The 20,925-nt window shown below is 37.0% G+C and carries 20 protein-coding genes; 16 read left to right on the forward strand and 4 right to left on the reverse strand.

The annotated features are described in order from the left end of the window. Positions 1 to 36: 36 nt before the first annotated feature. From ACTBZY_RS17940 to ACTBZY_RS17960, 5 genes are all read left to right on the forward strand, one after another. Complete coding sequence (locus ACTBZY_RS17940; RefSeq protein ID WP_463047735.1) at positions 37 to 720, forward strand: response regulator transcription factor; 684 nt, start codon at positions 37 to 39, stop codon at positions 718 to 720. A 4-nt stretch (positions 721 to 724) separates the two neighbouring features. Beyond that, entirely contained in the window at positions 725 to 2,083 is a 1,359-nt protein-coding gene (locus tag ACTBZY_RS17945) for a sensor histidine kinase (RefSeq protein ID WP_463047736.1), read from the forward strand. 87 nt (positions 2,084 to 2,170) lie between these two features. After that, positions 2,171 to 3,415: a TolC family protein gene (locus ACTBZY_RS17950; protein ID WP_463047737.1), complete on the forward strand. Its 1,245-nt coding sequence runs from the start codon at positions 2,171 to 2,173 to the stop codon at positions 3,413 to 3,415. A 3-nt stretch (positions 3,416 to 3,418) separates the two neighbouring features. Continuing rightward, on the forward strand, positions 3,419 to 4,498 hold the full coding sequence (locus ACTBZY_RS17955; RefSeq protein ID WP_463047738.1) for an efflux RND transporter periplasmic adaptor subunit: 1,080 nt from the start codon (positions 3,419 to 3,421) through the stop codon (positions 4,496 to 4,498). A 3-nt stretch (positions 4,499 to 4,501) separates the two neighbouring features. Further along, positions 4,502 to 7,603, forward strand: coding sequence for an efflux RND transporter permease subunit (locus tag ACTBZY_RS17960; protein WP_463047739.1), 3,102 nt, complete (start codon positions 4,502 to 4,504; stop codon positions 7,601 to 7,603). Positions 7,604 to 8,171: 568 nt separating this feature from the next. Here ACTBZY_RS17960 and ACTBZY_RS17965 read toward each other — a convergent pair. Both ACTBZY_RS17965 and ACTBZY_RS17970 read right to left on the reverse strand, forming a co-directional pair. Beyond that, complete coding sequence (locus ACTBZY_RS17965) at positions 8,172 to 8,777, reverse strand: GNAT family N-acetyltransferase (RefSeq protein ID WP_463047740.1); 606 nt, start codon at positions 8,775 to 8,777, stop codon at positions 8,172 to 8,174. Next, positions 8,778 to 9,182, reverse strand: a complete 405-nt coding sequence (locus ACTBZY_RS17970; protein ID WP_463047741.1) for a nuclear transport factor 2 family protein — start codon at positions 9,180 to 9,182, stop codon at positions 8,778 to 8,780. It lies immediately after the preceding gene. A 248-nt stretch (positions 9,183 to 9,430) separates the two neighbouring features. Here ACTBZY_RS17970 and ACTBZY_RS17975 point away from each other — a divergent pair, with 248 nt between their 5' ends. After that, positions 9,431 to 10,075 (forward strand): YdeI/OmpD-associated family protein, encoded by a 645-nt coding sequence (locus ACTBZY_RS17975; RefSeq protein ID WP_463047742.1) that lies wholly within the window; start codon positions 9,431 to 9,433, stop codon positions 10,073 to 10,075. Between the two features lie 555 nt (positions 10,076 to 10,630). On the opposite strand, the gene ACTBZY_RS17980 is transcribed toward ACTBZY_RS17975, so the two are convergent. Further along, a complete protein-coding gene (locus ACTBZY_RS17980; protein WP_463047743.1) occupies positions 10,631 to 11,245 on the reverse strand; it encodes a YqaA family protein in 615 nt (204 codons plus the stop codon). A gap of 486 nt (positions 11,246 to 11,731) precedes the next feature. Between ACTBZY_RS17980 and ACTBZY_RS17985 the strand changes: the two genes are divergently transcribed. The 9 genes from ACTBZY_RS17985 (at position 11,732) to ACTBZY_RS18025 (ending at position 18,615) form a co-directional block, all read left to right on the forward strand. Further along, a complete protein-coding gene (locus tag ACTBZY_RS17985; protein ID WP_463047744.1) occupies positions 11,732 to 12,700 on the forward strand; it encodes a YitT family protein in 969 nt (322 codons plus the stop codon). A 380-nt stretch (positions 12,701 to 13,080) separates the two neighbouring features. Continuing rightward, positions 13,081 to 13,443: a hypothetical protein gene (locus ACTBZY_RS17990; RefSeq protein WP_463047745.1), complete on the forward strand. Its 363-nt coding sequence runs from the start codon at positions 13,081 to 13,083 to the stop codon at positions 13,441 to 13,443. Positions 13,444 to 13,543: 100 nt separating this feature from the next. Continuing rightward, complete coding sequence (locus tag ACTBZY_RS17995; protein WP_463047746.1) at positions 13,544 to 14,044, forward strand: hypothetical protein; 501 nt, start codon at positions 13,544 to 13,546, stop codon at positions 14,042 to 14,044. A 901-nt stretch (positions 14,045 to 14,945) separates the two neighbouring features. Beyond that, complete coding sequence (locus tag ACTBZY_RS18000; RefSeq protein WP_463047747.1) at positions 14,946 to 15,554, forward strand: cbb3-type cytochrome c oxidase subunit I; 609 nt, start codon at positions 14,946 to 14,948, stop codon at positions 15,552 to 15,554. A gap of 62 nt (positions 15,555 to 15,616) precedes the next feature. Beyond that, positions 15,617 to 16,690, forward strand: coding sequence for a cbb3-type cytochrome c oxidase subunit I (locus ACTBZY_RS18005; RefSeq protein WP_463047748.1), 1,074 nt, complete (start codon positions 15,617 to 15,619; stop codon positions 16,688 to 16,690). 5 nt (positions 16,691 to 16,695) lie between these two features. Further along, entirely contained in the window at positions 16,696 to 17,700 is a 1,005-nt protein-coding gene (locus ACTBZY_RS18010) for a cbb3-type cytochrome c oxidase subunit II (protein WP_463047749.1), read from the forward strand. A gap of 4 nt (positions 17,701 to 17,704) precedes the next feature. Beyond that, positions 17,705 to 17,947, forward strand: coding sequence for a hexameric tyrosine-coordinated heme protein (locus tag ACTBZY_RS18015; RefSeq protein ID WP_463047750.1), 243 nt, complete (start codon positions 17,705 to 17,707; stop codon positions 17,945 to 17,947). Continuing rightward, positions 17,937 to 18,209 (forward strand): hypothetical protein, encoded by a 273-nt coding sequence (locus ACTBZY_RS18020; RefSeq protein WP_463047751.1) that lies wholly within the window; start codon positions 17,937 to 17,939, stop codon positions 18,207 to 18,209. Before ACTBZY_RS18015 ends, ACTBZY_RS18020 begins: the two co-directional genes overlap by 11 nt. A gap of 1 nt (position 18,210) precedes the next feature. Next, positions 18,211 to 18,615, forward strand: a complete 405-nt coding sequence (locus tag ACTBZY_RS18025; protein WP_463047752.1) for a cytochrome C — start codon at positions 18,211 to 18,213, stop codon at positions 18,613 to 18,615. A 193-nt stretch (positions 18,616 to 18,808) separates the two neighbouring features. Here the strand turns inward: ACTBZY_RS18025 and ACTBZY_RS18030 are convergent, their stop codons facing one another. After that, positions 18,809 to 19,384 carry a DJ-1/PfpI family protein gene (locus ACTBZY_RS18030; protein ID WP_463047753.1) on the reverse strand — a complete coding sequence of 192 codons (576 nt, stop codon included), beginning with the start codon at positions 19,382 to 19,384 and terminating at the stop codon, positions 18,809 to 18,811. 301 nt (positions 19,385 to 19,685) lie between these two features. Between ACTBZY_RS18030 and ACTBZY_RS18035 the strand changes: the two genes are divergently transcribed. Beyond that, positions 19,686 to 20,925, forward strand: a 1,240-nt coding sequence (locus tag ACTBZY_RS18035) for an HAD-IC family P-type ATPase (RefSeq protein ID WP_463047754.1), incomplete at its 3' end; no start/stop codon positions are given.

Raw genomic sequence — 20,925 nt, forward strand, 5'->3', positions numbered from 1 at the left:
AATTTACCCAGAATTATAAATTAATGAAGTGGCACAATGAGCAACATTCTTTTACTTGAAGACGATGCCGTCTTATCCAAAGAAATAATTAAGTATTTAGGGATACTTAATTACCAATGTGACCCCGTTTACAGTGGTAGTTTTGTAAAAAGCCAGTTCAAACTTAAAGCGTATGACTGTGTCATATTGGATATTAACGTGCCTGGGTCAGATGGCATTGAAGTGTGTAAGCAGCTCAGAGAAGAGAACAAACATATTCCTATTTTGATGCTTACAGCTTTTGGAGAAGTGGAAGATAAAGTTTCCGCTTTTGATAACGGTGCCGACGACTACTTGGTAAAACCCTTTCATTTTGATGAATTATTGGCAAGAATCAAATCACTTCTAAGAAGAAAGGGCGTTCCTCAAGAAACTGCAAATTTGCTTACTATTGGCGATTTGGTGATTGATACCGATGAAATGCTTGTCACCAGAGAAACAATTCAAATAAACCTGACCCCAAAGGAATTTAAGCTGCTTTCTATCCTAGCCAAGGCTAACGGAAGAGTACTGTCAAAAAAACAAATTGCGGACGAACTTTGGGATTATCATATTGAAACCAATCAAAATACAATAGAGGTTTATATTAACTTTTTGAGAAAAAAAATTGATAAAGATTTTAACACTAAACTTATACATACCAAAATAGGTTATGGCTATTACTTAAAAGTTGAGGATTAAGATTATGAACTTAAATAGTAAAATATCGTTCATTGTTTCTCTTTCTTTTACCATCATTTTTGCGGTTTCGGCTAGTATCATTTACCTTTTATTTGAAGATTTCAGAAAAGATGAATTTCAAATTCGACTAAATGAAAAGGCCATATCATCCATAAAACTGTTGGTAGAAGTGGAAGAAGTAGACCGGCAACTTCTTAAGATAATTGACCAAAACAGCATTAACAAACTTTATAACGAAAAAACGCTCATTTTTGACGCCGATTATAACCTCATATACAGCAGCCTAGACGACACAAAAATCAATTGGACAGTAGACGACTTAAAATATCTCAAAGCAGAGAAATACTTTTTTAGGAAAGAAAAAGCACATGAAATATATGGCGTTTTTTATGACACCAACGACAAGGATTACTATGCACTAATCTCAGCTCAAGATAATTTTGGGAAGAGAAAATTAGAATACTTACTATACATTTTGATAGCTACCTATCTGGGTTTCACCATTATTACATGGCTTCTTTCTTATGGAATGGTCAAAAAACTTCTCTCACCTATTGATAATTTTCTAAGGAAAATTAAAGGTATCAATGAAAACAACCTGGATACCAGAATACCGGTTAAAGAAAGAAAAGATGAAATAGATTTATTAGCGGAAGAATTTAACCAAATGCTAGAAAGAATAGCTAACTCTTACAAAAAGCAGCAAGAATTCACAGCCAATGCTTCGCATGAATTAAGAACCCCGATAGCCCGAATTACAGCTCAGCTGGAAAACGAAATAATAGCAGAAAATTCGAGCAATGCCTCTAGTGCTTTTAATGTAAACTTACTAAATGATGTCAACCAACTTTCGGAATTAACCAACTCGCTACTTCTACTTTCTAAATTAGATAGCGAAATCAGAAAACAAAATGAAGTTTGTAGAATAGATGAATTGATATTTGAGGCTGCTGAAAAAGTAAATAAAATATTTTTCGAATTCAGAATTGATCTTGAGTTTTTGGAAATAGAATCCTTAGAAATTAAAGGAAACAAACCATTATTAACCATCGCTTTTGTCAATCTCTTTAAGAACGCATACCTATATTCGGACAGTAAACAGGTAAAAATAGAAATTGAAAGTACTTCTGATAAATTAACGGTAACCATTACAAACGACGGAAAAACCATCTCCTCTAACGACCAAAACAAAATTTTTGAGCCTTTTTTAAGAGGACAAAACGCTAAAGATAAATCTGGTTTGGGCTTGGGACTTAGAATAGTCAAAAGAATCTTAAATCAAGAAAAGGCAAAAATTGGCTATTCAATTTCTGCTGATCATCAAAATCAATTTCGGATCCAATTCCCAGCTTATAATTCTTAACCTTTAAGGTCTTTTTAAGCCTATATTTAAGGCGTTTTAAAGTCTGACATTTCAGCTTTGCATTTCTAATTAAAATAAGTGCAATTGATGAAACAAGTTCTTTTCGTTTTAACGCTCTTTCAGTCTTCACTAGGTGTGGCACAAAAAACACTTACTTGGACAGAAGCAGAGCAACAACTTCAGACCAACAACCTTCTATTACTGGCAGAAAAGTACAATATCTCGGCGTCGCAAGCGGCTGTGATACAGGCCAAAATATGGGAACTACCCTATTTATCTGCAGAGTTCAATGCCATTAATCCACAAGATGGTAAGGTTTTTAGCGTAGGCGGTCAGGGTCAAAAAGGCCTATCCGTGGAACAACTCATTTATTTAGGTGGAAAAAAGAAAAATGAAGTGGAGTTTGCTAAGTCAAATTTATCCATTGCAGAGCTCCAGTTTGAACAGTTGATCCGCAATCTAAAATACGAGCTTCAGCAGAACTTTTACACCCTTTTTTTTGACAATCAAAAGATAGTGACGCTTGAAAATCAAATAGAGATGCTTGATAACCTTTTAAATAACTATACCATACAAGCCCTCAAAGGAAACATACCTCTGAAGGAGGTTGTGAGGTTACAAACATTGGTTTTAGAACTCAAAAGCGACAAAAACGATGTGCTAAAAGGCATTGCGGAAGCTTCTCAAACCTTGGCTTTACTGACTGGTATTTCGGAACCCGTTTCGGTGGTGACTAATGAAGCAGAACTTATCAATATTTATCAAAACAAACTGATCTTAAAAGAAACTATTCTGTCTTCTGCTTTAGAAAAAAATTTGGATTACTTAACGGCAATAAAAGTATCAGAAAGCCAAGAACTTCAACTAAAATGGCAGAGGTCACTCGCTATAAATGATTTAACAGCCGGAGCTTCTTATGACCAACGTGGCGGTGCTTTTAAAAATCAAATAAACTTTACGGTTGGCATTCCCCTACCCCTTTGGAATAAAAACAAAGGCAATATCAAAATAGCCGAAGCTCAATTAAATCAAACTAACCTAAACGTTGATTACAAAAAATTGGAAGTAGAAACGCATGCCGCTATGATTTGGACACTATGGCAACAGCAGCAAAAACAATTAAACGGAATTGATATGTCTACCATGCAAAATCTAAACGCTGTATACGACGGCATGATAGCCAATTTTCAGAAACGAAACATTAACCTCCTAGAATTCACTGATTTTATGGAAACCTACAACCAAACTACCATTCAAGTGAACGAAATAAAAAAGGCCTTGATACTCTCAGGCATCAGTTTAAACTATATCACCAATACCGAAATTTTCTAAGACATGAAAATATTCCTAATTATCATAAGCTCCCTTTTTCTGCTTTCTTCTTGCCGTAAAGAAAATAAGCAAGAAGAAGTTAAAGAAACTTTTGTTCTGAGCGATAAAATGCTTTCTACCCTAAAGGTGGATACGGCAAATCAAAAACCTCTACAAAAAGAACTCAATTTTTATGGAAAAATAACTACCGACAACAATAAAATGATTGAGATTTTTCCGATTGTTGGAGGTAATGTGACGAAAGTCTATGTTGAACTTGGGGACTATGTAAACAAAGGCCAATTATTAGCGACCATACGCAGTACCGAAGTAGCGGGCTTTGAGAAAGATCTAGACGACGCCAAAGGCGATGTAATAGTAGCCAAAAACAATTTCAAAGTGGCACAAGAGCTTTTTGAAGGAAAATTAACTGCTGAAAGAGACGTAATAGAAGCCAAAAACTTGCTAGACAAAGCCCAATCTCAGCTGCAAAGAGTGCAAGAAACCTACAAGATTTACAACATTAAAGGTGGGGCTACATTTGAGGTGCGTTCCCCTCTGAGTGGCTTTATTATCCAAAAAGACATTAACCAGGATATGCTCTTACGGAGCGATAAATCGGACAATATCTTTGACATAGCAGAAATCGATGATGTTTGGGCTATTGCCAACGTAAACGAAAGCGATATAAATCAAGTAAAACTAGGAATAGATGCTGCAGTGAGCACATTAAGCTATCCAGATCAGAAGTTTTACGGTAAAGTAGATAAGATCTATAACATCATAGATCCGGAAACAAAAGCCATGAAAGTAAGGATAAAATTGTCCAATAAGGATTATTTACTTAAACCAGAAATGAGAGCCACCATAAAGCTTTCTTACCAAGAAGACATTTCTATGGTATCCATTCCTTCTCAAGCGGTGGTTTTTGACAAAAGTAAAAGTTTTGTCATGATTTTTAAGGACAGAAATAACATAGAAACCCGCCAAGTAGAAGTATTCCGACAGGTGGGTGACACCTCTTATATCAGTTCTGGTTTGCAAGAAGGCGAAAGGGTTATCACCCAAAATCAGCTTTTAATTTATGATGCCTTAAACGACTAAAAAATGAACAAATTCATAAAAAACATCATTGCTTTTTCTTTAAAGAATAAGCCGTTTACTTTCTTTTGGGTAGGCGTACTCATAATTTCTGGTATTGTAGCATTCAGAAATATGCCAATTGAGGCGTTTCCTGATGTTACCAACACCCAGATTATTATTGTAACAGAATGGAATGGTAGAAGTGCCGAGGAAATAGAACGCTTTGTCACCACACCGGTGGAAATAGCGATGAACTCGGTTCAGAAAAAAACAAGCGTTCGAAGCATTACTATGTTTGGACTTTCGGTTATCAAAATCATTTTTGAAGATGGTGTAGATGATTTTTTCGCAAGACAGCAGGTCAATAACTTATTGCGAAACGTTTCCCTCCCAGACGAGGTGATTCCAGATGTTCAGCCGCCTTACGGCCCCACTGGAGAAGTATTCAGGTATACCTTAAAAAGTGATACTAGAGATTCCCGAGAACTCCTTACCATTCAAAATTGGGTAATAGATAGACAGCTACGTTCCGTATCCGGAGTAGCAGATTTGGTCGCATTTGGTGGCCAAGAAAAGACCTATGATGTAAGTGTGGATCCCAACAGGTTGGCAAAATATAATATTACGCCTTTACAAATTTATGAGGCTGTAAACCAAAGTAATATTAATGTTGGTGGCGATGTCATTGAGAAAAATGGACAAGCCTATGTGGTAAGAGGTGTGGGTTTATTAAGTAGTATCCCAGATATTGAAAACATTATAGTGGATGTAGCAGGCGGTAACCCCATATTGGTAAAAAACCTAGCCACCGTTATTGAAAGCTCCATGCCACGAGTTGGGCAGGTCGGTCTGAATGATAACGACGATGTAGTGGAAGGGATTGTGGTCATGCGTAAAGGAGAGAACCCTAAAGAGGTGCTTGCCAGAGTGAAAGAAAAAATAACGGAACTCAACGAGCACATTTTGCCTAAGGACGTAAAAATGGAAACCTTTTACGACCGCGACAACCTCATGAATTATACTACCACTACCGTCATGCATAATATGCTAGAAGGTATTGTGTTCGTGACTTTAATTGTATTTCTGTTTATGGCAGACTGGCGAACCACCGTTACTGTATCCATCATTATTCCACTGTCGCTTTTGTTTGCTTTTTTATGTCTAAAGCTGAAAGGAATGAGTGCTAATCTCCTCTCTCTAGGTGCGGTAGACTTTGGTATTATCATTGACGGAGCAGTTGTGATGGTGGAAGGTATATTTGTTACACTAGACCATATTGCCCTCAAAAAAGGGATGGCGGCATATAATAAATTGGCCATTGGGAGTGTCATAAAAAAGACTGGAACAGAACTAGGGAAGGCCATTTTCTTTTCAAAACTCATTATTATTACCGCTCTCCTACCCATTTTTGCCTTTCAGAAAGTAGAAGGTAAAATGTTTTCGCCCTTAGCATACACTTTGGGCTTTGCTTTATTAGGTGCCTTAATTTTAACTTTAACACTGGTACCCGTTCTTTGCCATATTTTCCTTAATAAAAATGTGGTCGAAAAAAATAACCCTTTCGTAAACTTCTGGAATAATCTCGTAGAAAAAGGGTTCTCGTGGACGTTTAAACATAAGCGTAAGACTTTAGGGATATCATTTGCTTTTATAGCAGTAGTCTTATTTTCCGCTAAGTTTTTAGGAACTGAATTTTTACCCCAGCTCAATGAAGGAGCATTATGGGTAGAAGCCAAATTTCCTATGAGCCAAAGCCTTACAGAAACGGTACAAAAAACAGCCTCTTTAAGACAGGAACTACAAAAATTCCCAGAAGTAAATGGTGTGCTGAGTCAGGTTGGCAGAAGTAATGACGGCACAGACCCTAGTGGATTTTATTATGTGCAGATGCAGGTGAACCTGAAACATAAAGACGAATGGGAAAGAAAAATCTCTATGGATGATTTGGTACGAGAAATGGACGACTCCCTTTCTATTTATCAGGGTATTGGTTATAATTATTCTCAACCTATCATAGACAATGTGGCTGAAAGTGTAGCTGGCATAAACGCTTCTAATGCCGTTAAAATTTATGGCGATGACCTGGAAAAGCTTGATGAAATAGCCAATAAAGTTATTAAACAGATAGAAAATGTGGATGGAATAAAGGACGTAGGGATTTTAAGAAATTTAGGACAGCCAGAAGTAAGTGTAATTCTAGATAGAGAAAAAATGGCGGCCTATGGCGTTAAAGTGTCTGAGGCTCAGGCTGTTTTAGAAATGGCATTTGGAGGAAAAACTGCAACCCAAAAATATGAAGGCGAGAAAAAGTTTGACATTCGGGTTCGTTATCTGAAAGAGTATAGAAAAAATGAGGATGATATCAGTAACCTCAAAGTCTCTACCATTCAAGGGAATAAAATTCCTTTAAAAGAGATTGCATCTATTCAGAAAATAACAGGCCCTGCGTTTATTTATAGAGATAATACCAAGCGTTTTATTGGTGTCAAATTTTCTGTTAGAGATAGAGATTTAGGCAGTACCATTAAAGAAGCACAAAAGAGTGTGGAAAGTAAAATTGATTTACCACAAGGCTATAGCATTGGCTGGACAGGAGAATTTGAAAATCAGGTTCGTGCCACTGGCACATTGGGACAGATGGTGCCCATTAGTTTGGTGGGAATATTCGTTTTGCTCTTTATTATGTTTGGGAATGTCAAAGATTCTCTTCTAGTGCTTACTAACGTGCCTTTTGCCATTATTGGTGGTATTATAGCTCTGCATGTCACCAGAACCAACTTTGGCATTTCTGGTGGTGTTGGCTTTATAGCTCTTTTTGGAATTTGTATACAAAATGGCGTTATCCTTATTTCAGAGTTTCATAATAATGTTAGGCTCAATTTGAGTTTAGAAAGTGCCATTAAAGAAGCCGTAAAAGTAAGAACCAGACCAGTAGTGATGACCGCCCTCATGGCATCCATTGGCCTTTTACCTGCCGCCATAAGCACAGGAATAGGCTCAGAATCTCAGAAGCCGCTAGCCATTGTTATTATAGGCGGGCTAATTACCGCCACCGTTTTAACGCTCATGGTTTTCCCCATTATCTTCTGGTTATTTAATAGAAACAAACACGAGGCCTTTGTTTAACCCGATTTAAACCTTAGAAAACTGGGTTTGTTCATATTAATGGTCAAATCCAGTTTTTTAATATTTCACAAGGTCAATTAAAACCCGATTTATGCATTGGAGAATCGTAATGAGTTTTTAATTGGAATAAATCAGGCATTTAAACGAGATGAGCATAGCAGTTTACCCTGAGCTTCCCGATGGAAAGCAATTTAGCTACGGTCCCGATAAAATCGGGAGATTTTTTAAGGCATAAAGCGGGTTAAATCAAAGGAACTTAATAAGTATATCATGTTTTTTCATGGTTCTGATCCTAAAACGTAAATTGAAGATGATTTTGATAAAAATGCATCTAATGGAATCGCTTGGAGCACTGACTTGATAAATTGGGACTGGCCTGATAAAACGAAATAAGTGGAGTAGTCAAGCTACCTTACTTGCAAAAAAATCTTAAAAACGATGCACTGCCTACAAGGGTTTCTTATGGAAATTCATTCAGTAAAGATTCACAAATAAAACATCATCAAACGGGGATAATTTGATGTTAACTGATGTTATTCACTGGGCGGATAAGAGTTATGTTTGCTCTTTAGAGACTAATTTTTAATTCTTTAGACCAATATATCATGGTCTTTATACTGACACAGTCTTCACCGATATCCATCCATTCGAAATTACTTTTTAAATGGGCCTGTTTTTCATAACCGCGTTTTTTCCAAAATTCATCCAGAGGCTTATAATCTTTGGGTCTGAGGTGATGATTTTTTTCTCTAAGCACCGCACAGAAACAGGTCTTTTTAAATTGAGAAAAACTTCGGGCATGTGCCTCTCGCTCTTCAAAAAAACGATTCCCCAAACCAAAACCCCTATATTCTGAGAGCAAAATACTTTCGCCAAAATACAAAACTTTTGAAAGATTTATTCCTGCTTTAATAAATGGTTCTTGAACTTCTGCAGTTTCGTCTTCTAGTGGAATGCAAGTGGTGGCTCCAACCATTTTTTCGCCATCATAAACGGCAAATAAGAACGAATTAGGGGCATTATTATAAATCTGGAGATAGGACTCCTCGTACGCCAATGAACCCGCATATAAATAAGGAAAATCCTTAAAAACCGCAATTCTTAAAGCTGCCAAATCGTGAAGAACAGTAGCTATTTCTGCTCCTCTTTTTGTTTCAAAACGAAGTTCTGCCATTTATTTAGAAACTAAAGATATCCAAAGTGGAAGGTTATAATATGTGGTTACACGTGATATTTTACCATCGGTCAATTCTAAAAAAGCCGCAGCTGGTAAAACATATTCCTGATTATTTGCTTCTGGCAGACCCTCTGCATCCGTTTTTTTATAGGTGCCGTTCACAACAAATTCCACAGCCACTCGCTTGTTATTGGGTTCTGAAAAAAACACCATATCACTTAAGGTTTCTTCATAGCAGTCGTCCATATGCTGAAGAAATTCTGTGAAGTTTTCTACACCAATTCGTACACCTCCTTGGTTGGCTTCATGTCTTACTTCTGGATGTAAAAGTGAAAGCATTCCTTTCCAATTTTTATTATTGAAATGCTCGTAATATGCTTTTGTTACCTCTAATGACGTCATTTTAAATATAGGATATTTAAGTTTTGAAGTGCCAAAGATAGATACATGCTTTTTTATAAAAATGGTCTTCCCTTAATTTTAAATTCCGCTATAGCTTAAGTGTAATGTGACCATTAAAAATCCAGTTTTACTTTTTGATTGAATTTAAAAAGTGGTTATGTATCTTTAATTCACAAATAGGAAAGCCTGTGCGATACATTATCAAAATTCAAGACAGGTATATGTTCCACTAATTACAGGTAAGGTAAATGAGCAACAAGCATCCAGAGGTTGACGGTTATTTTGGGAGAATTAAAAAATGGCAGAAGGAATTACAGCAACTAAGAGTAATAGTACTCGAGTGCGGCCTTACCGAAGAATATAAATGGAAACAGCCCTGTTACACCTTCCAAAACACCAATGTTATTATCTTGGGAGGTTTTAAAGAACATTGTGTCATTAGCTTTTTAAAAGGTATCTTATTAAATGATGCAGCAGGCATTCTTGTTAAACCTGGCGAAAACTCCCAATCTGTTAGAATGGCTAAGTTTACCAGCGTGCAGGAAATAACTGAACTAGAAAGTACCTTAAAAGCCTATATCTATGAGACCATCGAGGTAGAAAAAGCAGGTTTAAAAATAGATTTAAAAGAAAGTAAAGACCTTACTTTCCCAGATGAACTCATCAAAATATTGGACCAAAATTCGGCCTTAAAAACGGCATTTAATGCCTTAACACCTGGAAGACAAAGAGCCTATAACATGCATTTTTCTTCTCCCAAACAGTCTGCCACCCGAGTATCTAGAATTGAAAAAGTTATAGACAGAATCTTAATCGGAAAAGGATTAAATGACTGTGTCTGTGGGTTTTCTAAAAGAATGCCTTCCTGCGATGGCTCTCATAAGTACCTCTAAAAACCAGATTCTTGTATAAAGAAATTTGAAGAACACGCCTAGAAGAACACGCCTAGAAGAACACAATGTCTGGCTAAATGTTTACCACCAGCCCTGTTAAGCTATTAGATTGCTTTACCGCATTCAAGGACTGGATGGACTTGCACCAAATTATATAGACCAGTTCATTAATTGAAGTTAAACCCGGAATATGCGTTGGGGAATCGTTATGAGTTTTAAAGTACAATAAATCAGACAATTAAAGGAAATTAGCATAGCGGTTTAGGTGGTTAATTTTAAATGGGTTAACGCCTGTACTGAGCTTGTCGAAGTGTACTGATTTGTGTTACCCTGAGCTTGCCGATGGGAAGTAATTTAGCTATGGTCCCGATAAAATCGGGAGATTGCCTAATGCATAAAGAGGGTTAAAGGCCTAGCTTTTGATTGGCTAAAAATTGGGCTGGAAGCTACTTTGGTAAAATGACATCTCACCTACTTTTGAAGCACCAAAAAAACAGTGCTTCGCCATTGGATAATTCATGATAAACGCGGCCAAATCTTATGGATTTGTGGCGTTTAATCCAAAACTTGGAAAATAATCAAAGCGTATATAGCAAAACGTGTATACCTAAAAAGTGACCACAACAAATACTGTTTAAAATCATATCTGATAAGACCTGAAGCTAAACTCACCAATGAATGTGGAATGGGTGATATAGCACCTAGCAAAACAAAGAGACCGCCCCACTTACGTAAATTCACGATATGCTTGGCAATCTTGTTTTCAATATGGTTTTTAACTGCCGGAATTAGGAAAAGACGGTTACCAATAAAATATGAGATGACACCTCCCAAATATGACATTGTGGCCAATACAAATAAGAACAACCACGGTTGAGAAGATTTAGAAGCCCAAGCAATGAAAATTTCTGGTGGAATAATCCCTAAAATAGTTTCTGACGCTAAGAAGAAAAGAAAGATGGCTTGTGAAGAATAAGTCTCCACCATATTATTCAAAAGAGCATTAATATCAAGCACAAAGAGTTCAAGACCTATCAAAAGCAACACAAAAATAGCTATAGCAATACCTCCTTTTACAGCGGTATCTTTTAAAAAGGAATAGAACTTGGTTATTTTATAATAACGATTTAAAAGCGATAATCGCTTATTAAAATTATTCTTAGTTGTCATATTTTCTACTTTCAATAGTTCCGTGAATCACTCCAAAATCCATAAATCTTATACAAAAAGGGTGCTCATAATTCTTTATCAATACAATAATATCATTTCTAAAAAAATATTGTATTGGTTCATAAGATTTTCAGATTTCATCCTTCACAGACTGCTCTGCTTTTCATTTTTTGAGAGCCAGTAGAACAGAAACGCATATAAGCTAAGTTAAATTCATTGGCTCCCACTTTATTCGTACACATTCATTATTACGCTAAAATAAACTTGCGTATTAGCTTATGATTTTGACAAATGAAACAACCAAATAATGATAACTCATCTTTGAAAAAGATAATACGCTTTTTTTTCAAAAAAAATGTTTCTAAATGAACCTACGCTCACCGCAACTTTTCGACTAAATTCACGGTTTAACTTATGAAAATGGTGTGTATTCAACATTATTTAAAAAATCTTTGGTTCAAAAGAACCTTAAAAGCCCGCTAAACCATGATACCGTTTTTTAAACGAATTATTAACAGAACTATACTAAGAAGTTGGAATCCTGGAGGAACTAGAACCTATGCCCATTATAACCCAGCAAGAGCTTACCGAAATTTCTTAATCACCACCAAACGTTACACAAAAGACTTTATCCTTATTACTATTGGTATATTTTTAGCCGCTTTTGGATTTAAAGGATTTCTTTTAACCAACCACTTCATTGATGGTGGAGCCACGGGTATTTCTTTATTGATTTCCGCTCTTACAGACATTCCTTTACACTATTTGATTATTGGTGTAAACGTTCCCTTTATTATTCTAGGGTACATCATCATGGGACAGCAGTTTGCTATTAAAACAATACTCGCTATTACCGGACTATCCATTTGTTTAGTTACAGTTACCTTTCCAAACGTCACGAATGATAACCTGCTGGTAGCGGTTTTTGGTGGTTTTTTCCTAGGAGCGGGTATCGGCTTTGCGGTGAGAGGTGGAGCTGTGATAGATGGTACAGAAGTTCTCGCCATATTTTTAAGCAAGAAAATAGGAGCAACCATAGGAGACATTATCTTGATGATAAATGTGATGATATTTGCTGCCGCGGCCTATTTTTTAGGTGTAGAAGTGGCCCTTTATTCTATGATTACCTATATGGTAGCTTCCAAAACTTTGGATTTTGTGGTGGAAGGTATTGAAGAATACATTGGCGTAACTATTATTTGTACCAACAGTGAGGAAATGCGTCAAATGATCATAAACACCATGGGACGCGGCGTCACAGTCTATAATGGCAAGCGGGGTTTTGGTAAACGAGGCGAAAGCGAGGCGGTAGATATTATTTATAGCGTGGTCACGAGATTGGAAATAGGCAAACTTAATGCCGAAATAGAAAAAATAGAGCCCGATGCTTTTGTGGTGATGAACAGCGTAAAAGACACCAGAGGTGGCATTGTAAAAAAACGACCTTTACATTAATTTTAACGCCTCTTTCCTACTTGGTTAAAAATACAGAGAAGCCCTCGCCCAGCTCTCTTTTTATTATTATAATTATGTCGGTAAATTTTTAATTTGAGGCCATTTTCCCCTTCGTTTAGGCCACGGTCTCAAAAAACTAAAGACCTACTGTATTGTCCAAATCACTTTGTCGTTATCTGAGTACAGGATGAAAACAAAAGAGACTCATTACTATTCTCCAATGTCTTAACCAGTTTAAAAGGATATGGATAAAGTACAAGGAATTAATAAAAGTCAATTCTTTGTACTTTATGTACAAAAAATACTAAGAAACACATCGTAATTCGAAAGATTATGCTTTACGAATATGAGAATAGTTTCTGAAGCATTAAATTTGCAAAGTGAAAAGGATAGGGAAGTATTTAAGCGTTTTACTCTTCGTATCGGTTTATTGTTTTGCAGTAGGCCGTGTTAGTACATCGAACGTTTCCTACCTTTCTAAAAACACCGAAAAAGCAAAACATATCACTTCGGTTTCTACAGACCTTTTCTCTGGTTTTGTATCTTCACAAAGAAACTTATCTTCTTCTCAGAATTTTCCAAACCCTAATTTAAAAGACTCTTTTAGCGGACCTTGGATATTAGGAAAGATCCACAAGGCGGTTTTTAGAAGCAAATACACACAATACGTGTCATCTGCAAAAAATCTGCTAATACGTCATAGAAAAACAGACATCATTTTCCCCTTTCATTATTTCTGGTAATTCATTTTTTAAGTCATCGGCTGCCGTAAGGCAATTTGAAAATTTATTTCTGGGTTTTGCATACCGCAATACCCTAAAAACTATATAAATAACTTAAGAAATGGACTTAGATTTAGGAACTATCATAGTCGGTATTATCTGTACCGCCATCTGCGTTATACCATTTATGTTAATGGGCAGAAGCAAAAAGAAAAAAGAGCAGCAGAAGCTGTTATCGCTAAGAAACATAGCCAGTCAATACGAAGGACGTATTACTCATCATGAATTCTGTGGCAATTTTGGAATAGCCATAGACGATAAAAAAGGTTTTGTATTCTTTAACAAAGTGGTCAATGGTGAAGTAACAGAGGGTTTTGTAGATTTAAATCTAATAGACCAATGCCGCGTAGCTAATACGAGTATTACTGTCACAAAAAATAAAGAAACTTATCCGATGATTGACAGATTAGAGCTTTGTTTTAAACCTGAAAATCAAAACAGTAAAGAGATAAAGTGGGAGTTTTTTAGCAGAGAAAACAATCTCCAACTTTATGGAGAATTTCAAGCCGCAGAAAGATGGAGTAAACGCATTAATGATCAAATCCAAATCAAGGTTTGGTAAGCATCTAGAAACCTAGTTTACAAGTACAAACAAAAGCGGCTTTATGGGTCGCTTTTGTTCGTATTTGTATGAAGATTTGACCCGGTTTATGCATTGTAGAATTGTGATGAGTGGTTAAAGTGGAATAAATTAGGCTTTAAACGAGATTAGCATAGCGGTTTACCCTAAGCTTTTTGTCGAAAGGTTCTGGTGATTGAGTTTAAATGGGTGTAGCCTGTGCTGAGCTTGACGAAGTAAACTGATTTGAAGCAATTTAGCTACGGTCCCGATAGCTATCGGGAGATTTTCTAATGCATAAAGCGGGTTTAAATAGTAACCGTAAATTCCCTATTTTAAAAAACCTAGAATAAAACTTGGGTGTGCCCAATAATATATCCGCAAAGGATTTTTACGACTTCATACATCTCCGCAAATTTCTAAGCTACTTCTTAGCAGCCCTTTAATACCATTAATTATCCTTGGATAATTAATATAAAAGAAATGCACGCTCCCCTAGTGCCCCGATGGGTACTTTCTTTCAAATTTATATCAAAACATTAATGGATAAACTTATCCACTATTGAAATTCAACACTTATATTTGTGCTATCAAACGAAGAAAACGTTTTTGAAGGCAACTAAATACCCCAATAGAATAGCTATTTACATGGCCTTTCAATCTTTTTTGCACAGTAAAAGGGAGTATATAAAAATGGCAGTGGCTATGGAATTTTCAAGAGTCAATGCTTCAGAAATTCTGCAGCGGCTTTTACGAAAAAACATACTGAACTCCGCCAAAGTTTCTTGCTGATTTAACTGGCTACAGTAGATCATAAACAAAAGAACTTGATGAGAGATTAACCTACTTAGAACCACAAAAATTCAAACAAATAGTGGACAAACTCATCCAATATAAATAAGAGATGGAAACAAAAAACATACTTAGCGAATCTGGAATTATTATTACGCTAATACTCATTTCAATTCCCGTAATAGCTGCTTCAATTATAGTTATTATAAAAGCTTTTTCCTTCGTTACCTCTTACCTTAAGGAAAAGGAACTAAAGAAATTCAATGATTACTTGGTAGGATTAAGTCCGGAAGAAGTAGAAAAACTGGAACAACGTAAAAAGGAACTTGAATTTGCTCTTTCAAATAATGAATTGGCAGGAGATAATACACCAATTGATAGCAAAGGATTAATTATCAATATAAGCGAAGCTGAATCGCTCAGTTTTATCGAACAAAAGAAAAAAAGTCAACCTCGCCCTAACATTGAACCCGATTTAACCAAACTCATTTTGTGGTACTTAGGCTGTGCTACATTTTGGTTATTATTTGGAACAACAGTAGGAGAATATCTTGGCATAAAATTCGTAGCTCCGGATGTTGATCATTTTAGTTGGCTAAGTTTTGGCCGACTTAGACCTGTTCATACCAACGCTGTTTTTTGGGGTTGGGCTTCTTTGGCAATGATGGGCTTGGCATATTATGTTATTCCAAGAGTTGTAACGTTCCTATTTCAAGCATAAAAACAGGCTATCGTTCTCTTATTCTTATAAATGCTTCGGTTATCATAGGGAGTATTTTCCTCATGGCGGGTATTAACAATGCGGGCGGCGAATACCGGGAATACATATGGCCTGTGATGGCATTATTTGGGATTGGCGTATTCATTTCTTTAATAAACTTCTTCAAGACAATTGCCCATAGAACCACCAAAGAAATTTATGTATCCAACTGGTACATTATTTCCGCCATGATGTTCTTATTGGTTATTGCCATTGTAGCCTATTGGCCAAGTTGGCAGTCAGGGTTAGGTGAAACCATTGTACAAGGCTATTACATGCATCAAGGCGTAGGCATGTGGTTTATGCTTTTTACCCTCGGTTTGATGTATTATTTTTTACCACAACAATTAAACAAACCTATCTATTCCTACAGTTTAGGTATTTTGGCCTTTTGGGCACAAATCCTCTTTTATACCCTCATTGGAACTCATCACTTTATCTTTAGTGCCATCCCTTGGTGGTTGCAAACCATTGCTATTGTAGCCAGTGTGGGAATGGTGATACCAGTGGTGGCTGGTACTACCAACTTCCTGATGACATTTAAAGGGTCTTGGAATAAACTATCTGGTAGTTATACGCTTCCATTCTATTTGATTGGGATTATATTTTACTTCACTGGTTCCTTACAAGGCACCGCAGAAGCCTTTCGATTTACAAATTTGGTCTGGCACTTCACAGACTTTACCGTTGCTCACTCGCATTTAACCATGTATGGTATCATCTGCTTTATGCTCTGGGGTTTTATATATACTATAGTCCCACGACTAACCGGTAAAGAACCACCACAAATAACCGTTGGAGCTCATTTTTGGCTTGCATTAATAGGTTTATTATTCTACACCATACCATTAATGTATGGCTCCACACTAAGGGGCTTAATGTGGATAGCAGGAAAACCATTTATTGATAGTGTAGCATTGATGGCTCCTTACTGGCTCTGGCGAGCTATTGGAGGTTCATTGATGTGGCTTTCGCATATTTTATTTGCCTATAATTTTTACGTGATGGTAAAACCAAAAGTACAAATGGTGATACCAAAATCACCTTCTGAGATTTTGAAAGCGAAAAAAGAATTTGACAATCAAAGCAATAAATAAGTAAAATGGAATTTTTCGATAATCATAAAAAACTGTTTGGAACAGCACTGGGCTTATTTATAGGCTTGACTATTATGGTTGCTATACTGCCAGCTTATCATAATCAGAACAATAATGCTCCACTGCCCAATGATGAACCTTTAAGCGAAGATGCTAGATTAGGAAAGCAAAGTTTCATTGCCAATGGCTGCGTGGCATGTCATACGCAACAAGTACGAAATGTAGACATGGATAAGGTTTGGGGCAAGAGACCTGGGATTGCTGCGGATTATGCCGGAATTACCCGAACTGATTTTTGGAGAAACACAGCCACCTTAATGGGTACAGAAAGAACAGGTCCTGACTTAACCAATATAGGCACAAGGCAACCAAGTTTAGCTTGGAATCTATTGCATTTATACCAACCCAGAGCCGTGATTGAAAAATCTATTATGCCAGCTTATCCTTGGCTTTTTGAAACTAAAGAGAACCTTGAAAAAGATGACATTGAAGTGACTGTTCCAGATAAATTCAGAAAGGGCTTATCGGGAAAAATTGTAGCGACTAAAGAAGCGATACACTTAGTCACGTATTTGCAAAGCTTAAAACAAACACCATTACCTGACGGAAAAGTGCCTTTGGATTTTCTTTACAAAAAAGCGGAGAAACCAACTTCAAATGGCGACAATACGGTCAATTTAATCGACGGTGAAATGCTATACACTCAGAACTGTTCCAGTTGTCACCAAGCAAACGGTGAAGGATTAAAAGGTGCTTTTCCTCCGCTGAAAGGCAGCCCAATAGTATTGGGTGACGACCTAGAATTGTTTGTAGATATAATTATGCGTGGTTATGATGCCAGAACAGAGTATGCCGTGATGAATGCTGTAGGAACAGACAATGGTTTAACGCCTGAAGAAGTAACAACTATCATCAATCACGAAAAAACAAGCTGGGGTAATGACGCTAAAACCGTAAGTCCTGAGGAAGTTAAAAAAATAATGGATTTCATTAAAATAACAGTTCAATAATATTATGGCAAACACAGAAATATGGTTAGAAAGTCTGATAACCAAAACACCGCAAGAAGGAAGAGATTTGGCAATGAAAATGGCTCGAAAATCTATCGCTGCTATTCAGACTGACCCTGAAAAACGCAAGCAAATGCGATCAAACTATGCAGAAGACACTGCTCAGCTTATTGGTTCTGCCCAAGTGGTTGCAGTAGAATTTCAAACAATCGCACAAGCAAATAATTTTTGGAGACATGAAAAGTAAATTCAGAATTATACTTTTATCAAGCCTATTATTATTTAACAGTATGATAACTTTTGCTTGTCCGGTTTGTGAAAAACAGCAGCCCAAAATAACACAAGGATTCACACATGGAGCGGGCCCACAGAGTAATTGGGATTGGCTTATTATTGGTTCTATTGCGGCCATCACTTTATTGACGTTTGCTTTTTCCTTGAAATATCTCATCAAACCAGGCGAAAAGAACTTCGATCATATCAAACAATCAATCTTAAGCAACTCATAAGATGAAAGAAGATAAAAGTAGAATAACGCTGTTTGTTGACGATGACCGGCAGCCCATTGCCGAACTATTCGCTCCGGTGAAATTTGAATTGGATACAAAAAAGTTAACCGACGGTGAGCATGTACTAAAGGTAATTAGCAAATCGCCAGCGGGCAGAGAAGGCATACGTGAAATAAAGTTTATTGTTCGGAATGGACCTGCTATTTCGGTAGAAGGCATTTCAGAAAACGCCGTAGTGGATGGCACCGTACCCTTAATGATTAATGCTTACGATAAGGGAAATCAAAAGAAGTTTATCATAGAAGGAAGCGAAACACCACAAAGTATACCCAGTTGGTTGTGGATTTTATTAATAGCTTTTTTCGGTTGGGCAACTTTTTACCTTATTACCAACTTTAGTCTTTAGCCGCTATTAAATCGCCATGATTTGCCTTTTGGAATCTGCAGTGTTGAGCTCACTGTTTCACGAATTTCGAGCTGCAGTAAACTCATTAATGATCAAATCCAAATCAAAGTTTGGTAGGCATCTAGAAACCTAGCTTATAAGTACGAACAAAATCGGCCCCTAAAGCCGCTTTTGTTCGTATTTGTATGAAGATTTAAATAGTAACCGTAGCTCCCATAATTTTCAAAAACGCTCTGATGAAGCTTGGGTGTGCCGGCCAAGCTGGAGAAGTTACCAAATTTCCGTCTACATAAACCCCATCTACAGCTATCGACTGAAACTCGCCACCAGCCATAGTTACCTCTGGTCCTACCGCCGGATACGCCGTTAGTTTTCTTCCTCTTACTACATCTGCAGCCGTCAAAATCTGTATACCATGACATATAGCTGCCACTGGTTTATTCTCATTAAAAAAATATTTAACCATATCTATGACCTTGGCGTTTAACCTCAAATATTCTGGTGCTCTACCCCCGGCTATCACAAAACCATCATACTGCGTAAGGTCAACATCGTCAAAACTGTAGTTCAAAACAAAGTTATGACCGGGCTTTTCTGAGTACGTTTGGTCTCCTTCAAAATCATGGATAGCGGTTTTAACTATATCACCTTTTTTCTTATCTGGGCAAACCGTATGCACCTCATAGCCGACCATTTCTAGCATCTGAAATGGAACCATAGTTTCGTAATCTTCGGTGTAATCGCCCGTTAAAAAAAGTACTTTTTTCATGCTTTTATATTTATTTATAAATGATTTATGATTCTTCTTTTCAAACGAAATAATTGTGCTCTCATTTCATTATAGAGACAAAAACACGCGTTTTTTCAAAGAAAAACACCTTTTGGATAGAATTTAAATGTAGTCAAGAATTTAGATTTAACACAGTTTGAAATATTAAGAAAAAGTAAAATTTACTGTGAAATAAATTTATTTTTTTGCCCTTTCATGCTTAAACCCTAATTCTCAAGGACTACCGTCCCATTCTCATTTAGTTTATACTTATCTTAAAGCCAACAAAAGAAAGAAGATATTGAAAGAAGAATATAAAGATGCCAGCTGCTGTACGACAGATGAACCCGTTTTCCATGCTGAACATGAGCATGCTCCCGACTCAGAAAGTAAGCTTAAGTTATTTCTGCCAGCCATTATATCGTTGGTGCTCCTTGTTGCCGCCATTGCCTTAGATAATTACTTTCCGCAGGAATGGTTTACAGGTTGGCTAAGAATAGCTTGGTACATGTTGGCCTATCTTCCTGTTGGTTTTCCAGTTTTTAAAGACGCTTTAAACAGTATCATAAAAGGAGATGTATTCTCTGAATTTCTGCTCATGACCATTGCAACCGTCGGAGCTTTTGCCATTGGCGAATACCCAGAAGCGGTGGCGGTGATGTTGTTTTATACCATAGGCGAAATCTTCCAGTCTATGGCGGTACAAAAAGCCAAATTGAATATCAAAACGCTTTTAGACCAGCGACCAGACCAAGTCACCGTTATAAAGGATGGTGTACCCAAAGAAATTAAAGCAGAAAACGCCACTATAGGAGATATCATTCAGCTAAAACCAGGTGAAAAACTAGGATTAGACGGTGAATTAATTTCAGCCACTGCGGCTTTCAATACTGCGGCACTAACGGGAGAAAGCAAGCCAGATACCAAAAGAAAAGGAGAAACAGTTTTGGCAGGCATGATAAACCTAAATGCCGTAGCTCAAGTTCATGTGATGGCTGCTTATAGCGATAGTAAACTGAGCAAAATTTTGGAAATGGTCCAAAACGCTACTGCTCAAAAAGCTCCCACAGAATTATTTATTCGAAAGTTCGCTAAAATATATACACCCATAGTGGTGCTGCTCGCTACTCTGATTTGCCTTATACCCTATTTCTTTGTAGCAGATTATGTCTTTGAAGACTGGCTTTACAGGGCCTTGGTGTTTTTGGTTATCTCCTGCCCCTGTGCCTTAGTCATCAGTATTCCTTTAGGGTATTTTGGAGGAATAGGTGCTGCTAGCAAAAACGGTATCCTCTTTAAAGGAAGTAATTTTCTAGACCTCATGGCCAATATCCAAAATGTGGTCATGGACAAAACGGGTACCATGACGGAAGGCGTTTTCAAAGTAGAGGATGTTCAAATACAATCTACATACGAAACGAACGAAATACTACAAATGGTGAATGCTTTGGAAAGCCAAAGTTCGCATCCTGTAGCTACCGCCATTCAAGAATATGTAGGGTCTGTAGACCATGCCATTATACTGAGATCGGAAGAGCGTC

This window comes from Arcticibacterium sp., from assembly GCF_055134445.1.